This window comes from Variovorax paradoxus, assembly GCF_024734665.1.
Lineage (GTDB): Bacteria > Pseudomonadota > Gammaproteobacteria > Burkholderiales > Burkholderiaceae_C > Variovorax.
In genome coordinates this window covers 4,125,992-4,143,928 of the sequence record NZ_CP102931.1, presented here as the reverse complement: position 1 = coordinate 4,143,928, position 17,937 = coordinate 4,125,992, and the positions used below count along the sequence as shown (strand labels likewise).

Annotated in this window: 17 protein-coding genes; 10 read left to right on the top strand and 7 right to left on the bottom strand. The window is 66.2% G+C overall.

From position 1 onward, the window contains the following. Positions 1-139: 139 nt before the first annotated feature. Together NWF24_RS19670 and NWF24_RS19665 are read left to right on the top strand one after the other, a co-directional pair. A complete protein-coding gene (locus tag NWF24_RS19670) occupies positions 140-1,915 on the top strand; it encodes a ShlB/FhaC/HecB family hemolysin secretion/activation protein (RefSeq protein WP_375338395.1) in 1,776 nt (591 codons plus the stop codon). Positions 1,916-1,958: 43 nt separating this feature from the next. After that, positions 1,959-2,771: a hypothetical protein gene (locus NWF24_RS19665; RefSeq protein ID WP_258349984.1), complete on the top strand. Its 813-nt coding sequence runs from the start codon at positions 1,959-1,961 to the stop codon at positions 2,769-2,771. Between the two features lie 45 nt (positions 2,772-2,816). Here NWF24_RS19665 and NWF24_RS19660 read toward each other — a convergent pair whose 3' ends face one another. Beyond that, a complete protein-coding gene (locus NWF24_RS19660; RefSeq protein ID WP_258349983.1) occupies positions 2,817-4,649 on the bottom strand; it encodes an ABC transporter ATP-binding protein in 1,833 nt (610 codons plus the stop codon). A gap of 5 nt (positions 4,650-4,654) precedes the next feature. After that, entirely contained in the window at positions 4,655-5,347 is a 693-nt protein-coding gene (gene alkB, locus NWF24_RS19655; protein WP_258349982.1) for a DNA oxidative demethylase AlkB, read from the bottom strand. 170 nt (positions 5,348-5,517) lie between these two features. Here alkB and NWF24_RS19650 point away from each other — a divergent pair, with 170 nt between their 5' ends. From NWF24_RS19650 to NWF24_RS19640, 3 genes are all read left to right on the top strand, one after another. After that, positions 5,518-5,748, top strand: a complete 231-nt coding sequence (locus NWF24_RS19650) for a hypothetical protein (RefSeq protein WP_093080462.1) — start codon at positions 5,518-5,520, stop codon at positions 5,746-5,748. 95 nt (positions 5,749-5,843) lie between these two features. Next, positions 5,844-7,472 carry a phospholipase D family protein gene (locus NWF24_RS19645; RefSeq protein ID WP_258349981.1) on the top strand — a complete coding sequence of 543 codons (1,629 nt, stop codon included), beginning with the start codon at positions 5,844-5,846 and terminating at the stop codon, positions 7,470-7,472. A gap of 120 nt (positions 7,473-7,592) precedes the next feature. Beyond that, the gene (locus tag NWF24_RS19640) at positions 7,593-9,500 is read left to right on the top strand and encodes a hypothetical protein (protein ID WP_258349980.1); all 1,908 of its coding nucleotides are present in this window, start codon (positions 7,593-7,595) and stop codon (positions 9,498-9,500) included. A gap of 88 nt (positions 9,501-9,588) precedes the next feature. Here the strand turns inward: NWF24_RS19640 and NWF24_RS19635 are convergent, their stop codons facing one another. The 4 genes from NWF24_RS19635 to NWF24_RS19620 form a co-directional block, all read right to left on the bottom strand. Continuing rightward, positions 9,589-10,101: a murein hydrolase activator EnvC family protein gene (locus NWF24_RS19635; RefSeq protein ID WP_309148838.1), complete on the bottom strand. Its 513-nt coding sequence runs from the start codon at positions 10,099-10,101 to the stop codon at positions 9,589-9,591. A gap of 143 nt (positions 10,102-10,244) precedes the next feature. Beyond that, the gene (locus tag NWF24_RS19630; protein ID WP_093052660.1) at positions 10,245-10,727 is read right to left on the bottom strand and encodes a CreA family protein; all 483 of its coding nucleotides are present in this window, start codon (positions 10,725-10,727) and stop codon (positions 10,245-10,247) included. A 17-nt stretch (positions 10,728-10,744) separates the two neighbouring features. Then, the gene (locus tag NWF24_RS19625) at positions 10,745-11,296 is read right to left on the bottom strand and encodes an NUDIX hydrolase (RefSeq protein ID WP_093052657.1); all 552 of its coding nucleotides are present in this window, start codon (positions 11,294-11,296) and stop codon (positions 10,745-10,747) included. 17 nt (positions 11,297-11,313) lie between these two features. After that, on the bottom strand, positions 11,314-12,015 hold the full coding sequence (locus tag NWF24_RS19620; protein ID WP_258349979.1) for a fumarylacetoacetate hydrolase family protein: 702 nt from the start codon (positions 12,013-12,015) through the stop codon (positions 11,314-11,316). A 122-nt stretch (positions 12,016-12,137) separates the two neighbouring features. Between NWF24_RS19620 and NWF24_RS19615 the strand changes: the two genes are divergently transcribed. The 3 genes from NWF24_RS19615 to pgeF are packed head-to-tail and all read left to right on the top strand — an operon-like array spanning position 12,138 to position 14,493. After that, on the top strand, positions 12,138-13,067 hold the full coding sequence (locus tag NWF24_RS19615; protein ID WP_258349978.1) for a tetratricopeptide repeat protein: 930 nt from the start codon (positions 12,138-12,140) through the stop codon (positions 13,065-13,067). Between the two features lie 23 nt (positions 13,068-13,090). Then, the gene (maiA, locus tag NWF24_RS19610) at positions 13,091-13,729 is read left to right on the top strand and encodes a maleylacetoacetate isomerase (RefSeq protein WP_258349977.1); all 639 of its coding nucleotides are present in this window, start codon (positions 13,091-13,093) and stop codon (positions 13,727-13,729) included. Between the two features lie 5 nt (positions 13,730-13,734). Next, positions 13,735-14,493, top strand: a complete 759-nt coding sequence (gene pgeF, locus NWF24_RS19605; RefSeq protein ID WP_258349976.1) for a peptidoglycan editing factor PgeF — start codon at positions 13,735-13,737, stop codon at positions 14,491-14,493. Here the strand turns inward: pgeF and NWF24_RS19600 are convergent. Then, positions 14,425-14,748 (bottom strand): hypothetical protein, encoded by a 324-nt coding sequence (locus NWF24_RS19600; RefSeq protein WP_258355323.1) that lies wholly within the window; start codon positions 14,746-14,748, stop codon positions 14,425-14,427. The genes pgeF and NWF24_RS19600 overlap by 69 nt on opposite strands. 113 nt (positions 14,749-14,861) lie before the next feature. Here NWF24_RS19600 and phaC point away from each other — a divergent pair, with 113 nt between their 5' ends. Then, positions 14,862-16,625, top strand: coding sequence for a class I poly(R)-hydroxyalkanoic acid synthase (phaC, locus tag NWF24_RS19595; RefSeq protein ID WP_258355322.1), 1,764 nt, complete (start codon positions 14,862-14,864; stop codon positions 16,623-16,625). Positions 16,626-16,674: 49 nt separating this feature from the next. Beyond that, a complete protein-coding gene (locus tag NWF24_RS19590) occupies positions 16,675-17,853 on the top strand; it encodes an acetyl-CoA C-acetyltransferase (protein ID WP_093052636.1) in 1,179 nt (392 codons plus the stop codon). Positions 17,854-17,937: the final 84 nt, after the last annotated feature.

The window sequence follows — 17,937 nt, the reverse complement described above, 5'->3', positions numbered from 1 at the left end:
TGTTAATAAAAGCAACATTTAAAATGAAATTGCATTGGTCTTTTGTCATGGATGCTGCGCCAAGTGCTCTCGTGTCGCTCTAATGAAGGTCATCAACGGTTGTTCTGCGCTGCATCACTAAAAGCACTCGGCTGAGCCAATGAAACCTCGGCCAAGAAAAATAAAAGAGAAAGCGGGGGTTGACGTGAAACGTAATCTATTGATTGCCGCGGTGGCTGCCGGCCCCTTATTGGCTTGGGCCCAGCAGTCTCCAACGACTCCGCAACCCTTCGTTGAACAACAACGCCAGCAAGAGCGCGAACGCGCCTTGCGCGAGCAGAATGAACGCACCGTCGACCAGCGTCCGCAGGCTGCACCGCCAGCTCCGGTCCAGCGCATCCCTGAATCCGGGTCCCCGTGCTTTCGCATCGACCGCGTGCTGCTCGTTGGCGAACAGTCGGAATCTTTCCAATGGGCTGTCGCGGATCTGTCCGGTCTTGAGGGCAATGATTCTCCGATCGGCCGCTGCCTCGGCACAACCGGCGTCAACGTGGTGCTGGCGCGTGCGCAGCAAGCTGTCATCGCACGTGGCTACATCACCACCCGCGTGCTGGCTGCGCCGCAGGACCTGTCGACTGGCACGCTGACCCTCTCGCTGGTGCCCGGCCGCATCGCAGCCATTCGGACAACGCCCGATTCTTCGCCTACGCTGCTCGGCAACTCCGCCTTGCTAGCCACGGCCATTCCCGTGCGCTCGGGCGAGCTCCTGAACCTGCGCGACATCGAACAAGGCCTGGAGAACCTCAAGCGCGCCCCCACGGCTGAGGCCGACATCCAGATCGAACCTTCGACCGCCCCCAATGCCAAGCCCGGCGACAGCGACCTCGTCGTCAAGTACGTCCAATCCAAGAAGTGGCGTATTGCATTGAGCCTCGACGACAGCGGCACCGAAGCCACAGGCCGCTACCAGTCTGGCGCCACCCTGTCCCTGGACAACCCCTTCGGCCTGAACGACCTGTTCTACGTCAGCGCCAACCACAACATCAACAACCACGTCTTCAGCGACCCGGCCAAGGGTACCGAAGGCCAGACCGTTCACTACTCGCTGCCCTACGGCTACTGGCTCCTGGGCTTCACCGCCTCCAACAGCCAGTACCACCAGAGCGTGGCCGGCCTGAACCAGGACTACGTCTACGCCGGCAAGTCCAACAACGCGGAGGTCAAGCTCTCGCGCCTGCTCTACCGCGACCAGAGCCGCAAGACCACGGTGGCCGTCAAGGGCTGGCGCCGCGAGTCGCGCAACTTCGTGGACGACACCGAGGTCGAGGTGCAGCACCGCGTGGTCGGCGGCTGGGAGTTCAGCCTGAACCACAAGGAGTTCATCGGCGAGGCGACGCTCGAAGGCACGCTGGCCTACAAGCGCGGCACCGGTGGCTTCGGCTCGCGCGTCGCACCGGAAGAAGAGTTTGGCGAGGGCACCTCGCGCCTGAAGCTCTATACCGCCGACGTCACCCTCAATGCCCCGTTCAAGCTCGGCGAGCAGAAGCTGCGCTATTCCGGCCTGATCCGCGCCCAGTGGAACCGCACACCGCTGACCCCGCAAGACCGCTTCGCTATTGGCGGGCGCTACACGGTGCGCGGCTTCGATGGAGAGACAAGTCTGCTGGGTGAGCGCGGCTGGCTCATCCGCAACGACATCGGCTGGGCCATGGGGCAGAGCGGGGCGGAGTTGTATGCAGGCATGGACTACGGCCATGTTGGCGGGCGTTCGACGATTGATCTTCTGGGCCGCAGCCTTGCCGGCGCAGTCATCGGCGTGCGCGGCCAGTGGAGCAAGCTGAGCTACGACTTCTTCGTCGGCGCGCCAATCAGCAAGCCGGAGGGCTATCGCACTGCGAAGGTGACGTTGGGTTTCAATCTCAACGCAAGTTTTTAATCAGAGGGAGATTCCAGTGAGAGCAACGAAGGAAGAGGCGCGCGTGAAAGTTGTTGCCACGCGATTCGCAGGGCTGGGCATCGCGCTCCTGTTGTCCGCATGCGTGACCCAACCACCGCTGACGGCGAGCCAGCCAGGCGAAGCGGCCGCCTCGGCGCCTGCCCTGAGCAGCTATGCGGCGCCCGATGGCATCGTGCCTGTGGGCAAAACGCAGGTGCGTTTGCGTGGCAAGTCCTATCCCGAAGACTTCGAGCCGTTGCGAGTGGTGCGCCGCGATCACACGGGTAATGCCGTTGCCGCGCAGGTGGCGCTTCGCGTGGGTGCGTCGGCCATCGTGGGGAGGCCTGTAATCGGTACAGTGCAGGGCTTTTCCAAAGATGATCTGGTCGGTGATCCGATCCCGGAACTCGTGGGCCAACCATGGGCCACCAATCCGGGCTTGAAGGATTTGCCCGAAGCGCTCGGTGAGGTCGCCACCCGCGTCTATGCTGCCCGGGCGTGGGCTGAACTGGAGCGCGGCCGTCGCGAAAGCGGATGGACGCGTGAAGACATGGAGTCTGCGGCGCAGTTGCCGGCCGAGGCCGATGCACCGATCAATCCTGGCGTGTGGCGACTGGTCTATGAGAATCTGTCGGGCACCGACGAGTTGTATCGCCTGCAGTTCAGCGCCGGGCTGGCCTTGGCGAGCCTGCGGTTCGGCCTTCCGCCAATTCCTGCCAATTGCTCCTATCGTTCCGAGCCGGCAGATTGGGCCGCCTGGCGGGCCGACAACTGGCAGCGCATTCGCGAGGAACGCGCCAAGGCGTTGGCGCAGTGTGTCGATACGCTTGTGCAAACCAAAGCAAGGCTGTGGTGACGGACGCTTCTTCGCACTCCTGCGAGTTGTCGAGGTGCGCTCCGTTTAGTGGGCGGTAGCCGTAGTCATCCGCCGCAGCAATGGCTGCCTCGCCAACACCGCCTCGCACGGCCCATGGTCAAGCACATGCCCAGCCTCCATCAGCACCACAGTGTCGAACCGCTCGAGCAGACTCAGCCGATGGACCGACGCAATCAAGCAAGCATCCGGAAACGCATCCGCAATGCGCCCGAGCACGCGGGCTTCTGTGCTGGCATCGAGCGCGCTGGTCGGCTCGTCGAGCAGCAGCAGTGAGCTGCCTTGCGCCGCGAGCACGCCGCGCGCAAGGCACAGCCGCTGCCTCTGCCCGCCTGAAAGATTGAAGCCCCGCTCCGACACGGCCGTGTCGAGGTCGCCGTGGTTCGCCTTCAGCACTTCGTCAAAAGTGCTCGTGTGCAGCGCGGCCTGCAGGAGCGTGTCGTCGCGCGGCTGTCCGAAGGCGAGGTTCTCGCGCACGCTGGCTTCGAACAGTTCTGTCTCCTGCGGGATCAGCGTGGCGAGCCGGCGCAGTTGTGCCCAGTCGACCGGCTGGCCGTCGAGCAGCAGCGTGCCGCCGTCAGGCGGATAGAGCCCGGCCAGCACGCGCAGCAGGGTGCTCTTGCCGCCTCCGCTCGGGCCGACGAGGGCGACGCGTTCGCCGCGGCGCAGTGTCAGCATCACGTCGTGCAGGCCACTCCGCACGGGTTCGGCAACCCCGGGTTCTTCTTCGGCCGAAGCACCGCGCGGCGCGTAGCGCCATTGCAGCGCCTGGATGCTCAACTGCCGCCACGGCGCATCGGCCTCTATCCGCTCTCGCTCGGGTACCTGCTCGGGCGGCGTGGCCATCGCTTCGTTTCCCGATGGCGCCTGCCAGATCGGCTCGGCGCTGCTGTAGTCCGTGTGCATGCGCGCAAAGAAACTGAAGTTGGCGGCCACCGAAGTCACGACGCCGGCCGCCTGCTGCGCGTATTGATAAATCATGAACACCGCGCCCAGCATCACGGCCTGTCCGGGCGCACGTGCCTGCCACACGTAGACCACCACCAGCCCCCAGGTCAGCGCCAGCCCCATGAGGTCGACGGCGAACCACTTGCCTTCGTTGAGGACCACGGTGCGCTTCAGCGGCAGCGAGATCGCGGCCATGCGTCGCCGCAGCAGCAGCCTTGAGGCACCCTGCAGGCGCAGGCCGATCACGGTCGAGGCATTGCCCAGGAAGTCGAGCAGCACAGCCACATAGCGCCGATCGGCATCGTTCTCGGCGCGCGCCAGTTTCATCAGCGCGCGGTCGATGCGCACGATGACGAGGCCGATCAGCACATACCCCGCGAGCGCCGTCACGCCACTGGTGCGCGACAGCAGCGCCAGCGCGACCAGCGGGCCGACGAAGTTGACGGCGTTGGTGAGCCAGATGAACTGGTTTTGCGCGAAGTCCGACAGCGCGCGGCCGGCCTGATGCACGCGGTGTTGCAGCTCGCCGGAGTGGTGGTCATCGTGCCAGGCGAGAGGTGCGGCTGCGATGCGTGCGTACAGCTGGTCGGCGAGTGTCTCGCGCACCTTCACGCCGACGTTGCGTTCGAGAATGCGGCCCGGGCCGTGCAGCACCCATGCGCCAACGGCCACCCCGACCAGTGCCGCGATCCAGTGGCCGGCTGTGTTCAGCTCGCCGCGCTGCAGTGCGTTGATGGCCTGTCCCGCGAGGTACGGCAGCGTGAGGCGGATCAGCTGCGAAGCTGCAAGCAGCGCAGTGGCCGCCAGCAGCTGTCCGCGCGCGCCTTCCGCAAAGTGCCACAGGGCGGCATAGAGCTCGCGGATGGCGTTGCCGGGGCCGATCTTCTTGTCCGTCTTGTCGCTGGCCTGCATGCGTGTCAGCCCGCCTTGCGGAATGTGAGGTTGATGCGCGTCGCGCCCAGCAGCGGGTGCGGCTCGTCTTTCAGGGGCAGCACGCCGTGGTAGCGCAGCCGGTCTTCGCCGCCCCAGACCACGACGTCGCCGTGCACCAGCGGTACGCGCACCGTCTTGTCGCCGCGCGCATGTCCGCCGAACAGAAAGACCGCGAGCATGCCGAGCGACACCGAGACGATGGGCGCGCCGTAGTCGTGCTCGTCCTTGTCCTGGTGCAGCGACAGCCGCGCGCCCGGCGTGTAGCGGTTGACGAGGCAGGCGTCGGGCGCGAAGCCGTCGAAGCCGGCCGCCGAGGCTGCCTCGCGCGCCAGTCGCGTGAACGGCTCGGGCATGGCGGGCCAGGGCTTGCCGCTGTCGGGGTCGGTGGCGCTGTAGCGGTAGCCGCGCCGGTCGCTGGTCCAGCCGAGCGCACCGCAGTTGGTCAGCGCAACGGACATGGTGAAACCGCCCGGTGTGACGAGGTGGCGGAAGGGCGCGCGCTCTGCCAGCCCTTCGATGGCCGGCAGGAGCGCGTCGACGAAGGGCAGGGCGAAACCGGGCAGCACGAAGGCGCCCGGGCCGAGTGGTTCGCGCGCCTCGCGCGGCGGGTCGTCGAACAGTGAAAGGGTGGCGGATCCGCCGCCGCTGGAATTCCGGGAGCTCGTTGTTGAGTTCATGCCCCTCGATCTTTGCCGAAAAGCCGCCTCGGCCCCAATTCGCCGGAGCTCCCATGTTCAGGTGATGTCGTTTGGCGGTGTTGCACTTAGCCTCTGCTCCCCAGCCATAAGTAGTGCTTAGGGTTTAAATTCTTGTAACTGCGTAATAAAAGGAATACGGTGTGCTCATCATGGACAGCGCTCGACTTCCCCTCAGCGTGCCAGAAGGCTGGACGGGTTGGTTCGAGCTCATGCGCACGCCGAGCGGCACCTATGCCGGCATTTGCGAGTTGAGTCTGCGCGGCATTCCGCGCTGCGCCCTGGTGATTACCCAGCAGCTGACATGGGACGCGGCGATCGAGCGGGCAACGCTGCGGGCAGACCACTTCGTCAGGCAATGGGGGCCGGCGCGCGAGCATTGAACTGAACGCGCGCGGCGGCGCGGCAAGGTCGGCAGGCGCGTGGTAGAAACCGCGAGCCTTTCGATCCACGCTCCAACCCACGCCTCGTCGTTCCAATGCCGAACTCTCCTTGTCGGGCTGCTGACAGACCGCGCGCCCGGTGGCTGTCGTGGCTGCTGCTCGGCATCGTCGCGCTGTGCATGGCCGGCTGCGCCGGACTGCCCGTCGACGTGCAGCGCAAACCCTCCGTCGCAATCACCGACGGCGCGGACACCACGCTCGGTCGCCTCGTGAAGGCGGCTGCTCCGCCCGGCGAGCCGCTGAGCGGGTTCAGGCTGCTGCCGATGCCGCAGTTCTCGCTGCACGCGCGCATCGAACTCGCGCGCCGCGCGCAGCGCTCCATCGACGTGCAGTACTACCTCGTGCAGAACGACGAGACCGGCCGCTACCTGCTGCGCGCCCTGCGCGACGCGGCCGACCGCGGCGTGCGCGTGCGGCTGCTGGTGGACGATCTCTACACCGCCGGTGCCGACCCGCTCTTCGCCAGTTTTGCCTCGCATCCGAACGTCGAGGTGCGGCTCTTCAACCCGTTCCCCGCGGGGCGTGGCCGCTTCGGCACGCGCTGGGCCTGGTCGATCCTCGACTTCGACCGCGTGCACCGCCGCATGCACAACAAGCTCTACGTGGTGGACAACACCATCGGTGTGATGGGCGGGCGCAATATGGCCAACGAGTACTTCCTGCGCGACGGAGGCTCGAACTTCATCGACATCGACACGCTGGTGGCAGGCGCCGTGGTGCCCAAGCTGTCGTCGCTGTTCGACATGTACTGGAACAGCCCGTACGTGTACCCCATCGAGTCGCTGGTGCCGCCCACCGGCGAAACACCGCAGCAACTGCGCGAGCGCTTCGACCGGCTGACCACCGGCCCCGACCAGCTGCACCCCGAAGAGCCCGATTCCACCGACCTGCTGGGCAACAACCCGCTGGCCAAGGACCTGGACGCGGGCGCGCTGAAGCTGGTGTGGGCCCGCGCCGAGGCGTATGCCGACCCGCCGGCCAAGGCGCTCGGGCCGACCGAAGAAGCCCGAGGCCCGCCCGCCGACGAGTCGAAGGACAGCGTGCTCTACAACGTGCGGCGCTACGTGCGCGGCGCCGAGAACGAGGTCATGCAGACCACGCCCTACCTGATTCCGGGCCGCGGCGGCATGGAGACGATCCGCCTCGTGCGCGGCAACGGCGTGGCCTACACCATCGTCACCAATTCGCTGGCGGCCACCGACGAGTCACTGGTGCACATCGGCTACCGCCGCTACCGCCCCGAAATGCTGCGCCTGGGCGTGGAGCTGTACGAGCTGAGCCCCAAGCGGGTGGAGCAGACCAAGCGCTTCGGCATGTACGGCTCGGCCAGCGGGCGGCTGCATGGCAAGTCGGCGGTGGTCGACCGCAAGATCGTGTTCATCGGCTCGATGAACTTCGACCCGCGCTCGATGCTGCACAACACCGAGGTCGGCATCTTCATCTTCAGCCCGCAGATTGCGCAGCAGCTCACCAGCCTGATCGGCTTTCTCCGGCTGGACGGCGCCTACCAGCTGCAACTGGGGCCGACGGGCGCCATCGAGTGGGTGAGCCCGGCCTCGGGGGACGCGGCCGACACCATCCTGCACCAGGAGCCCGAAACGGACTTCTGGTCGCGCTGGAAGCTGGAGCTGCTGGCGCCGCTGGTACCCGAGAGCCTGCTCTAGCCGCCACGGGACCGCATCCTCAAAACAGAGGATGGTGAGGAAGGCAGGGGCACAGAAGAATCGCAACGCTCGTGTTACGAGTTGATTCTTTTGTTTGCCCTTTCACCTGAAAAACCATCCATGAAAACAAACTTCGCGACCCCCGAGGCTTCCAGCCCGCTCTTCTTCAAGACGACGCGTTCCGCATGCGCAGTGGCGCTCCTGATCTCGCTCGCAGCCTGCGGCGGGGGTGGGGGCGGCGGTGGCGGCGGGTTCGCCGGCTTCCCGGCTGCGGGCGGCGGCAACCCGCCGGCCAGCGACCCGCCGGCCACATCCACGCCGGTTACGTTTTCGGGCACGGCAGCCTCCGGCCTGCCCCTGGTGGGTACCGTCACCGTCAAGGACGCCAAGGGCGTGACCAAGACCGTGGCACTGGTCGACGGCAACTACAACATCGACGTGAGCGGCATGACGGCGCCTTTCGTCTTTCGCGCCGAAGGCACGGTGGGCGGCGAGCGCACGGTGATCCATTCGGCCGCGACCGCCGCCGACGCCAACGGCACCATCAACATCACGCCACTGACCGACCTGGTGGTGGCCAACATCGCGGGCCGGCTGGCCGAGCAGTACTTCGACGGCGGCGAATTCGCCTCGCTCACGGCCGACGAGCTCAAGGCCGAATCCGACGGCCTGAAGGCCAAGCTGCTGCCGGTGCTGCTGGCTCTGGGCGTGGATGCGAGCATCGACCTGTTGCGCACCGCCTTCACGCCGCTGTCGAGCGCGCTGGACAAGGCACTCGATGTGCTGCGCGTGAGCGTGGACCCGGCCACCAACGTGGCGACCATCACGAACATCGTCACGCAGCAGCAGATTGCCGACGATCTGGCCGTGAAGGCGGCCGCCGAGACCTCAACGACGCCGCTGAGCGGCGATGGCATGGGCACCGCGGCGGACGACATCACGCTGATTCGCAAGGTGCTGTCGGACTTCGTGGGCAAGTTCGCGAACGGACTGCCCGCGCCGGCCGAACTGCTGCCCCTGATGACCGACGGCAGCAATCCCGCCACCGGAACCTACGGCTTCCGGTCCTCCGACCTGAACGCGGCGCAGTTCGCCGGCGACGCGGCGTCGGACCCCAGCCTCGTGGGCGCGAGCTTCACGGACGTGGTCATCCAGCGGATCAACTACACCATCGACGCGAACAACACGAGCCCGCGCGCGTATGTCGAATTCACGCACAAGGACAAGAACGGCGTCGCCTTCAGCAACAACCAGGGCATGCAGATCGTCAAGGGCACTGACGGCACGTGGCGCCTGCGCGGCGACGGGCGCGTGCTGGACATCAACCCGCACATCCACTCCACCAAGGAGAAGGCGACGGGTTGCGTGAGCAGTTCGCTGCAGTTCGCGATCCAGGACACGAACACCGGCAACAGCGGCAACGTTGCCTCGGTCGTCGTTACTGGGCCGGGGCTGCCCGCGGGCGGCTTGCGCCACATGCGTCCTTCGGGCGGCGGCGATTGGCCGATCCAGGGTTCCCCCAACAACAACTATTACTACCTGACGTCGAACTGCAGCGGCCTGTCGACCGCCGGCCTGAGCGACAGCGCGATCGCGGCGATTCCAGCCACGCCCGAGTACACCTTCACGGCCTACGAAAGCGACGGCTCGACGGTGGCCAAGTTCAGTGGCTTCGACATCGTCTACAAGCACCGCTTCCATGGCCGGCCGATGACGCTGGCGGAGGCGGCGGCCGCAACTTACCCGGGCTTCTCGACCACGCCAGCCTTCGCGTCCTACTCAGGAGGCAGCGACTTCGCCGTCAGCGCAACGGACCTGAACCCCGGCTTCGCCGCGGAGTTCTTCCTGAGCCTGGTGTCCGGCCCATCTGCCAGCGTGCAGGACCGTGCCGATGTAGCTCCGTCGGCCGCGGGCACGGCATCGAAGACGTTCAACCTGCCGGCGCAGGGTTTGATCGTCTACAGGAACATGTACGTCAGCACGTACGACGCCAACTGGCGCGAACTGGCGCTTCGCGACCAGAACTGAGGACCGGGGTCGCCCCTCAAAGCCGAAAGCCCCCGCGAGGGGGCTTTTTCATGGACGCAGCGCCAGCAGACGGGCTGCTGCGGGGAGGCTACTGCTGCAACCGTCCGCTGAGGTACGGCTCCGGGTCGACGGCCGTGCCGTTCTTGCGGATCTCGAAGCGCAGCTTCACGCGGTCGGCGTTGCTGCGGCCCATTTCGGCGATCTTGTCGCCCTGGCGCACCACCGCGTTTTCCTTCACGAGGATGGTCTGCACGTGCGCGTAGGCGGTAAGGAAGGTCTCGTTATGTTTCACGATGACCATGTTGCCGTAGGCCGGCAGTTCGCCGCCCACGTACACCACGCGTCCATCGGCCGAGGCGACGACCGGGTCGCCTAGGTTGCCGGCGATGTCGATGCCCTTGACGCGGTCGCCGTCGAAGCGGGCGATGGTCGCGCCGTTCGCGGGGCGGACGAACAGGGCTGCCGGGCGTTGCTGGACCGGTGGCGGCTTGACTGCCGGGGCCGGCCACGGGGTGTTGAGGTCGACCGTGGAGCAGGCCGCGAGGCTCGCGGCAAGCAACGCTGCGGCGCCGGTACGTAAAACAAAAGTCTGAAGGTGCATGGCGCTCTGTTGGAACGGGTTCGTTGCGGAGGGTTCCTGCGGTCTGGCTCGCCGGGCGGGCCAAGCGGCAGATGCTAGCAAACTCACGCGTCGGCGCTTGAAGAGCAACCCGACGCGAAGTGGCCATTGAAGGCGATCTGAGGCTATTTCAGCGGAATGGGCGTGCCGCGATCGATGGGCACTGCCGTCACGCTGTTCTTGGGCGAACCGTCGATCAGCAGGTCGGAGTAGGTCAGGTACACCAGCGTGTTGCGCTTTGCATCGACCATGCGCACCACGCGCAGGCGCTTGAAGAGCACCGACAGCCGTTCGCTGTAGACCTCTTCGCGCTTGGGCAGCGGCTGCGTGATGCTCACGGGGCCGACCTGGCGGCAGGCAATGGAGGCTTCGGACTTGTCCTCGGCCACGCCGAAGGCGCCGGCCAGCCCGCCGGTCTTGGCGCGCGAGACATAGCAGGTAACGCCAGTGACCTTGGGGTCGTCGTAGGCCTCGATCACGATCTTGTGGTCGGGCCCGATGAGCTTGAAGGCGGTGTCGACGTCGCCCACCGTTTCCGCGTGTGCCGTTGCGGCCAGGATGAACCCGAAGCCGAGCGCGGCGCGAAGCAGGGTGGAGCGAAGCGTCATGGGTGTGTGCGGTTTTTTCAAACGATGTCGATCGTGTGGACGCGGTCGAAGCTGCCGCGACGCCGGTCCTCGAAGTAGTGCTCGAGCGTTTCGCGCACGGTGCGAAAGGCGATCTCATCCCAGGGGATTTCTTCTTCGGTGAAGAGCTTCGCCTCGATGGTTTCGTGGCCCGGGTCGAACTTGTCGTCGAGCAGGCGGGCGCGATAGAACAGGTGCACCTGGCCCACGCGCACCACGCTGATGACGGAGAACAGTCCCTCCATCACGTAGTTGGCGCCGGCCTCTTCGTCGGTCTCTCGGGCCGCGCCCTGGGCGGTGGTTTCCTCGAGTTCCATGAAGCCGGCCGGCAGCGTCCACTTGCCCCAGCGTGGCTCGATGTTGCGCTTGCACAGCAACACCTTGTCGCCCAGGACCGGAATGGTGCCGACCACGTTCAGCGGGTTCTCGTAGTGGATGGTGTGGCAGGCCGGGCAGACGGCGCGCTGCTTGGTGTCGCCGTCGTCCGGCACGCGGTAGACCACCGCGGTGCCACAGTTCTTGCAGTGCTTGATGGGTACGCGCAGGAGCATGAAACCGACCGCCGTCTTCAGACGACCTTGACGGTCAACGTCGGCAGGCCCGCGACTTCGCCCACGAGCGTGTCGCCGGCCACCACGGCGGCCACGCCTTCGGGCGTGCCCGTGAAGATCAGGTCGCCAGGCTGCAGCTCCCACGCCGCTGACAGGTGCTCGATGGTTTCGGCCACGTTCCAGATCAGCTTGCTCACGTTGCTGCGCTGGCGGTCGGTGCCGTTCGCTTGCAGCGAGATCTCGGCCTTTTCGGCGTCGCCGGCTTGCGCCACGGGCACGATCGGGCCAATGGGCGCGCTCTGCTCGAAGCTCTTGCCGATATCCCAGGGGCGGCCCTGTTTCTTCATGTCGTTCTGCAGGTCGCGGCGCGTCATGTCGAGGCCGACCGCGTAGCCGTAGATGTGCTTGTGCGCATCGGCGGCCGCAATGTTCTTGCCGCCCGTGCCGATGGCCACCACCAGTTCGATCTCGTGGTGCAGGTTCTTGGTGAGCGTGGGGTAGGCCATGGTGCCGGTCTGGCCCGCATCGACCGCCACCAGCGCGTCGGCCGGCTTCATGAAGAAGAAGGGCGGCTCGCGGCCGGTGAAGCCCATTTCCTTGGCGTGATCTTCGTAGTTGCGGCCCACGCAGTAGATGCGGTGCACCGGAAAGCGGGCGGGCTGGCCGGCCACTGGCACCGAAACGGTGGCGGGCGGGGCGAAGACGAACTCGGAAGCCATTTCGACGTGTCCTTTTTCAGCGAAACCTAAGCGGGAGACCGGCAGTGTGCCAGAGGAGGGAGGCTCACAATAGACGCTTCCTGCATCTCCCCCGTGTCTCCCCGCATCCGTTCATTTCGACCATGCCCATCCGAATCGGCAAAGCCGGCAAAGCCAACGCCCTCAACGAACTCGGCCGCCAGCGCGACGAGGAGGGCGACCAGGACGGCGCGCTGCAAGCCTATGCCCAGGCCAGCGCCGTGCATCCGTACTGGTCGGCCCCCTGGTACAACGCCGGCCTCATCCACAAGTACCGCGGCGACTGGGCCGCCTCGCTGCAGGCCAACGCCCGGGCCGTGCAATGCGAGCCGCGCAACGAAGGCGCGATATGGAACCTGGGCATCGCCGCCACGGCGTTGGGCGACTGGGCAACGGCCCGCAGCGCCTGGCGGCAGTACGGCATCGAGGTGGCGGACGGCGAAGGCCCCGTCGATCTTTTCATCGGACTCACGCCCATTCGCGTGCACGGCGACGAGGCCAGTGAAGTGGTGTGGGCCGACCGCATCGATCCGGCCCGCGCCATCCTGCGCAACGTGCCCACGCCGGACTGCGGCCACCGCTACGGCGACCTCGTGCTGCACGACGGCGCGGCCAACGGCTACCGCCTGCGCGGCGACCGCGAGGTGCCGGTGTTCGATGCGCTCGAACTGATCGCGCCGTCTGACTATTCGACCTACGAAGCCACCATCGAGGACGCGACCAGGGAAGACATCGACGCGCTCGTCCAGCGCTTCGAGGCCGCCGGCGCCAGCGCCGAGAACTGGACCACCAGCATGCAGATGCTCTGCCGCGCCTGCTCCGAAGGCCGCCCCTTCGGCGAAGGCCAGCACAACCACGCGGCCGGCGAGGAGCCGGGCACGCTGGGGCCATGGCGCATCGGCATTGCCGCGCGCGAAGAGGCGGCTGCGCGCCGCATCCTCGACGAATGGCGCGGCGCCACCATCGCCACCACATCACCGAAGGCCGCGCTGCACGACTTCCGCTGCGTGCTGGCGGCCACGCCCCGCTCCTGAGGGAGCGCTATGCTTGAGAAATCATGAAGCTGCATAACTATTTCCGTTCTTCCGCCTCGTTCCGCGTGCGCATCGCCCTCAACCTGAAGGGCCTCGATTTCGACTACGTTCCCGTGCACATCGCGCGCGGCGACCATCGCACCGGTCCTTATTCCGCCATCTCGGCCGACAGGCTGGTGCCGTTGCTCGAAGACGAGGGCGAGCGCTTCTCGCAGTCGATGGCCATCATCGAATACCTCGACGAAGTGCACCCCGAGCCGGCGCTGCTGCCGAGCGACCCGGTGGGCCGTGCCCATGTGCGTGCGCTGGCGCAGTCGATTGCATGCGAGATCCATCCGCTCAACAACCTGCGCGTGCTCAAGTACCTGGTGAAAGACCTGAAGCTCGACGACGAAACCAAGAACGCCTGGTACCGCCACTGGGTGCGCGACGGCATGCTGGCCTTCGAGCGCCAGCTTGCGCAGTACCCTGCCGGCATCTACTGCTGGGGCAACACGCCCACCATGGCCGACTGCTGCCTGGTGCCGCAGATCTTCAACGGCCGCCGCTTCGACTGCGATTTCAGCGGCCTGCCGCGCACCATGGCCGCCTTCGAGGCCTGCATGGAGCTCGACGCCTTCCAGCGCGCGCAGCCCTCGCAGGCGCCCGACGCGGAGGCCTGAGCCTCATGAACGAGCGCTGGCTCGTGCCCGACTGGCCTGCGCCGCCGAATGTGCGTGCCGTGTGCACCACGCGCGACGGCGGTGTTTCGCGGGGGCGCTATGAGAGCCTGAATCTCGGCGATCACGTGGGCGATGAACTCGCGCACGTGACGGAGAACCGGAACCGTTTGCGCATGGCCATCGGCGCGCGGCCGGTTTTCCTGCAGCAGGTGCACGGCACAGGCGTCGTCGCACTCGATGCCGCGCAGGACGTGGTACGCGACGGTGCTGCTGCCGATGCCTGCACGGCTACGGCGACCGGCCTGGCCTGCACGATCATGGTGGCCGACTGCCTGCCTGTGCTCTTCACCGACGAAGCGGGCCACCGCGTGGCGGCAGCGCACGCCGGGTGGCGCGGGCTTGCGGGCGGAGTGCTCGAACAGACCGCCAAGGCCTTCAAGGCGGATGGCGCGGCCCGGGTCATCGCCTGGCTGGGCCCATGCATCGGCCCCAAGGCGTTCGAGGTTGGCCCCGAGGTCAAGGCCGCCTTCGAGGCGCATGCGCCCGAAGCCGCATCTTGCTTCAGGCCCGCGCCGGCGCCCGGCAAATGGCTGGCCGACCTGCCCGCATTGGCACGCCAGCGGCTGCGCACGGTGGGCATCGAAGCCGTTCACGGCAATGACGGCAGCGACGGCTGGTGCACCGTCGGCAACCCGTCACGGTTCTTTTCGCACCGGCGGGATGGCATCAGCGGCCGCTTCGCCGCCCTGGTCTGGAAGGTCTGAGCCCGCGTCTTGCGACAAGGCTTCTTCGGCCGCGGCACGCCGGGCGGCTTCTTGCGCTTCGACCTCGCGTTGTTTGATCGCACGGCGCCGCGCAGGCGTGCCCATCAGGTAAACCACCAGTGCCACCGGCGCCAATCCGTACAAAAGAAATGTGAAGATGGCGCCCAGCACCGTGCCGTTGGTGTTGGTGGCTTCGGCCACCGCCATCATCACGGCGACATACAACCAACCGATGACGATCAGATGGATAAACACTAGAAGTTTCAGTTGGTAAGCAAAGGGGGCGGCGTTGTGAGTGCCTTGTGAATGCAGGATACTCAAAACACGCAAGCCATCCGTATCGTTTCAGGCGAGGACCAGGAGACATGATGAAGCAACAAGCCACGGGGGCCGATGCGTTCGCGCCCTTTCAGCAGGCACTTTCAGAGGGATGGAGCAAGGCCCTGGAGTCGTTCCAGCAGTCCGTCGCACAGGGCACCGTACCGGGGGCTTCGGCCTTCAACGTCGGTGGCACGCCGCTATGGCAATTGCCGCAGGGTGCGAAGATGCCCGAGCTGCCCAAGTTCTCCATCGACCCCGAAAAACTCCAGTCCATCCAGCAGCAGTACCTGGCGGAAGCCACCGAACTCTGGCGCCAGGGCTTCGCCGCCAAGCCCGAAGGCGACAAGCGCTTTGCCGGCGATGCCTGGGGCAGCAATCCGCTGTCGGCCTTCTCGGCGGCCGTCTACCTGCTCAACGGCCGCACCATGCTCGGCATGGCAGAGGCCATCGACGCCGACGAAAAGACCAAGGCGCGCATGCGCTTCGCGGTCGAGCAATGGATGGCCGCCTCGGCGCCCAGCAACTCGCTGGCCTTCAATGCCGAAGCGCAGAAGAAAGCCATCGACACGCAGGGCGAGAGCATTGCCAAGGGCATCCAGAACCTGCTGCACGACGTGAAGCAGGGCCACCTCAGCATGACCGACGAGAGCGCCTTTGAAGTGGGGCGCAACGTGGCCACCACCGAAGGCGCCGTGGTGTTCGAGAACGAGTTCTTCCAGTTGCTCGAATACAAGCCGCTCACGCCCAAGGTGTACGAGCGGCCGTTCCTGCTGGTGCCGCCGTGCATCAACAAGTTCTACATCCTCGACCTGCAGCCCGAGAACTCGCTGATCCGCTATGCGAACGAGCAGGGCCACCGCGTGTTCGTGGTGAGCTGGCGCAATCCTGACGAGTCGATGGACAAGGCCACCTGGGACGACTACATCGAGAACGCCGCCATCAAGGCGATCCATACAGTGCAGGAGATCAGCGGCAGCAAGCAGATCAACACGCTCGGCTTCTGTGTTGGCGGCACCATCCTGAGCACCGCGCTCGCGGTGCTTGCGGCGCGCGGCGAGAAGCCGGCCGCATCGGTCACGCTGCTGACCACCTTCCTCGACTTCAGCGACACCGGCATCCTCGACATCTTCGTGGACGAGACGATGGTGGCGTACCGCGAAATGCAGCTCGGCAAGGGCGGCCTGCTTCCGGGCGGCGACCTGGCCTCGACCTTCAGCTTCCTGCGGCCCAACGACTTGGTCTGGAACTACGTGGTCGGCAACTACCTCAAGGGCGAGACCCCGCCGCCCTTCGACCTGCTGTACTGGAACAGCGACGCCACCAACCTGCCGGGCCCGTTCTACGCCTGGTACCTGCGCAACACGTACCACGAGAACAAGCTGGCCAAGCCGAATGCACTCACCGTGTGTGGCGAGAAGATCGACCTGGGCAACATCGACATTCCGGCCTACATCTACGGCTCGCGCGAGGACCACATCGTGCCCATCGGCGGCGCATATGCCTCCACGCAACTGTTGCCGGGCAAGAAGCGCTTCGTCATGGGCGCGTCGGGCCACATCGCCGGTGTGATCAACCCGCCGGTCAAGAAAAAGCGCAGCCACTGGATTCGCGACGACGGCAAGTTCCCGAAGACGCAGGCCGAATGGCTCACCGGCGCGCAGGAGCATCCCGGCAGCTGGTGGACCGACTGGGCACAATGGCTCAAGGGCCACGCGGGCAAACAAATACCCGCTCCCAAGGCGTACGGCAACGGCAAGGCTTACAAAGCCATCGAACCGGCGCCGGGACGCTACGTCAAGGCTCGCGCCTGACCTTCGCTTCGCTACACCTCGATTTCAAATCACTTCAACGGAGAACCTCATGGAAGACATCGTCATCGTTTCGGCAGCACGCACGGCGGTCGGCAAGTTCGGCGGCTCGCTCGCCGGCATCTCGGCCACGGAACTGGGTGCGATCGTGATCAAGGAAGTGATTGCACGCGCCAACCTCACGGCCGAGCAGGTCGGCGAGGCCATCATGGGCCAGGTGCTTGCGGCCGGCGCGGGCCAGAACCCCGCGCGCCAGGCATGGCTCAAGAGCGGCGGCGCCAAGGAAACCCCGGCGCTCACCATCAACGCCGTGTGCGGCTCGGGCCTGAAGGCAGTGATGCTGGCGGCGCAGGCCGTGGCCACGGGCGACAGCGAAATCGTCATTGCCGGCGGCCAGGAAAACATGAGCGCCGCGCCGCACGTGCTGCCCAACTCGCGCAACGGCCAGCGCATGGGCGACTGGAAGCTGGTCGACACCATGATCGTGGACGGCCTGTGGGACGTCTACAACCAGTACCACATGGGCATCACCGCCGAGAACGTGGCCAAGAAGTTCGGCATCGACCGTGCCGCGCAGGATGAACTGGCGCTGGGCAGCCAGACCAAGGCCGCCGCCGCGCAGGACGCCGGCAAGTTCAAGGACGAAATCGTCGGCGTGAGCATTCCGCAGAAGAAGGGCGACCCCATCGTCTTCAACCAGGACGAGTTCATCAACCGCAAGACCAGCGCCGAAGGCCTGGCCGGCCTGCGCCCCGCCTTCGACAAGGCCGGCGGCGTGACGGCGGGCAATGCATCGGGCCTGAACGACGGGGCAGCAGCCGTGATGGTGATGACGGCCAAGAAGGCGGCAGCCCTCGGCCTGAAGCCGCTGGGCCGCATCGCCAGCTACGCTACCGCCGGCCTCGACCCCGCCATCATGGGCATGGGCCCGGTGCCCGCATCGACCAAGGCGCTGCAGCGCGCCGGCTGGAAGGCCGCAGACCTCGACCTGCTCGAGATCAACGAAGCCTTCGCAGCACAGGCCTGCGCCGTGAATCGCGAAATGGGCTGGGACGTGAACAAGGTGAACGTCAACGGCGGCGCTATTGCCATCGGCCACCCCATCGGCGCGTCGGGCTGCCGCATCCTGGTGACGCTGCTGCACGAAATGCAGCGCCAGAACGCCAAGAAGGGCATTGCCTCGCTGTGTATCGGCGGCGGCATGGGCGTTGCGCTGACCATCGAGCGCTGAGAAGGCGCGAATAAACCTGCTGCGCACCCCGATCTCGCATCTGCGGTCCTCACCGTACCTGGGTACGGCTCCGGTCCTCGACGC

What these genes read in the sequence shown, in the direction of transcription:
- NWF24_RS19670 (WP_375338395.1), top strand. Translation starts at nt 140, where the DNA reads ATGAAACCTCGGCCAAGAAAAATAAAAGAGAAAGCGGGGGTTGACGTG.
- NWF24_RS19660 (WP_258349983.1), bottom strand. Translation starts at nt 4,649, where the DNA reads ATGCAGGCCAGCGACAAGACGGACAAGAAGATCGGCCCCGGCAACGCC.
- alkB (WP_258349982.1), bottom strand. Translation starts at nt 5,347, where the DNA reads ATGAACTCAACAACGAGCTCCCGGAATTCCAGCGGCGGCGGATCCGCC.
- NWF24_RS19650 (WP_093080462.1), top strand. Translation starts at nt 5,518, where the DNA reads ATGGACAGCGCTCGACTTCCCCTCAGCGTGCCAGAAGGCTGGACGGGT.
- NWF24_RS19645 (WP_258349981.1), top strand. Translation starts at nt 5,844, where the DNA reads ATGCCGAACTCTCCTTGTCGGGCTGCTGACAGACCGCGCGCCCGGTGG.
- NWF24_RS19640 (WP_258349980.1), top strand. Translation starts at nt 7,593, where the DNA reads ATGAAAACAAACTTCGCGACCCCCGAGGCTTCCAGCCCGCTCTTCTTC.
- NWF24_RS19635 (WP_309148838.1), bottom strand. Translation starts at nt 10,101, where the DNA reads ATGCACCTTCAGACTTTTGTTTTACGTACCGGCGCCGCAGCGTTGCTT.
- NWF24_RS19630 (WP_093052660.1), bottom strand. Translation starts at nt 10,727, where the DNA reads ATGACGCTTCGCTCCACCCTGCTTCGCGCCGCGCTCGGCTTCGGGTTC.
- NWF24_RS19625 (WP_093052657.1), bottom strand. Translation starts at nt 11,296, where the DNA reads ATGCTCCTGCGCGTACCCATCAAGCACTGCAAGAACTGTGGCACCGCG.
- NWF24_RS19620 (WP_258349979.1), bottom strand. Translation starts at nt 12,015, where the DNA reads ATGGCTTCCGAGTTCGTCTTCGCCCCGCCCGCCACCGTTTCGGTGCCA.
- NWF24_RS19615 (WP_258349978.1), top strand. Translation starts at nt 12,138, where the DNA reads ATGCCCATCCGAATCGGCAAAGCCGGCAAAGCCAACGCCCTCAACGAA.
- maiA (WP_258349977.1), top strand. Translation starts at nt 13,091, where the DNA reads ATGAAGCTGCATAACTATTTCCGTTCTTCCGCCTCGTTCCGCGTGCGC.
- pgeF (WP_258349976.1), top strand. Translation starts at nt 13,735, where the DNA reads ATGAACGAGCGCTGGCTCGTGCCCGACTGGCCTGCGCCGCCGAATGTG.
- phaC (WP_258355322.1), top strand. Translation starts at nt 14,862, where the DNA reads ATGAAGCAACAAGCCACGGGGGCCGATGCGTTCGCGCCCTTTCAGCAG.
- NWF24_RS19590 (WP_093052636.1), top strand. Translation starts at nt 16,675, where the DNA reads ATGGAAGACATCGTCATCGTTTCGGCAGCACGCACGGCGGTCGGCAAG.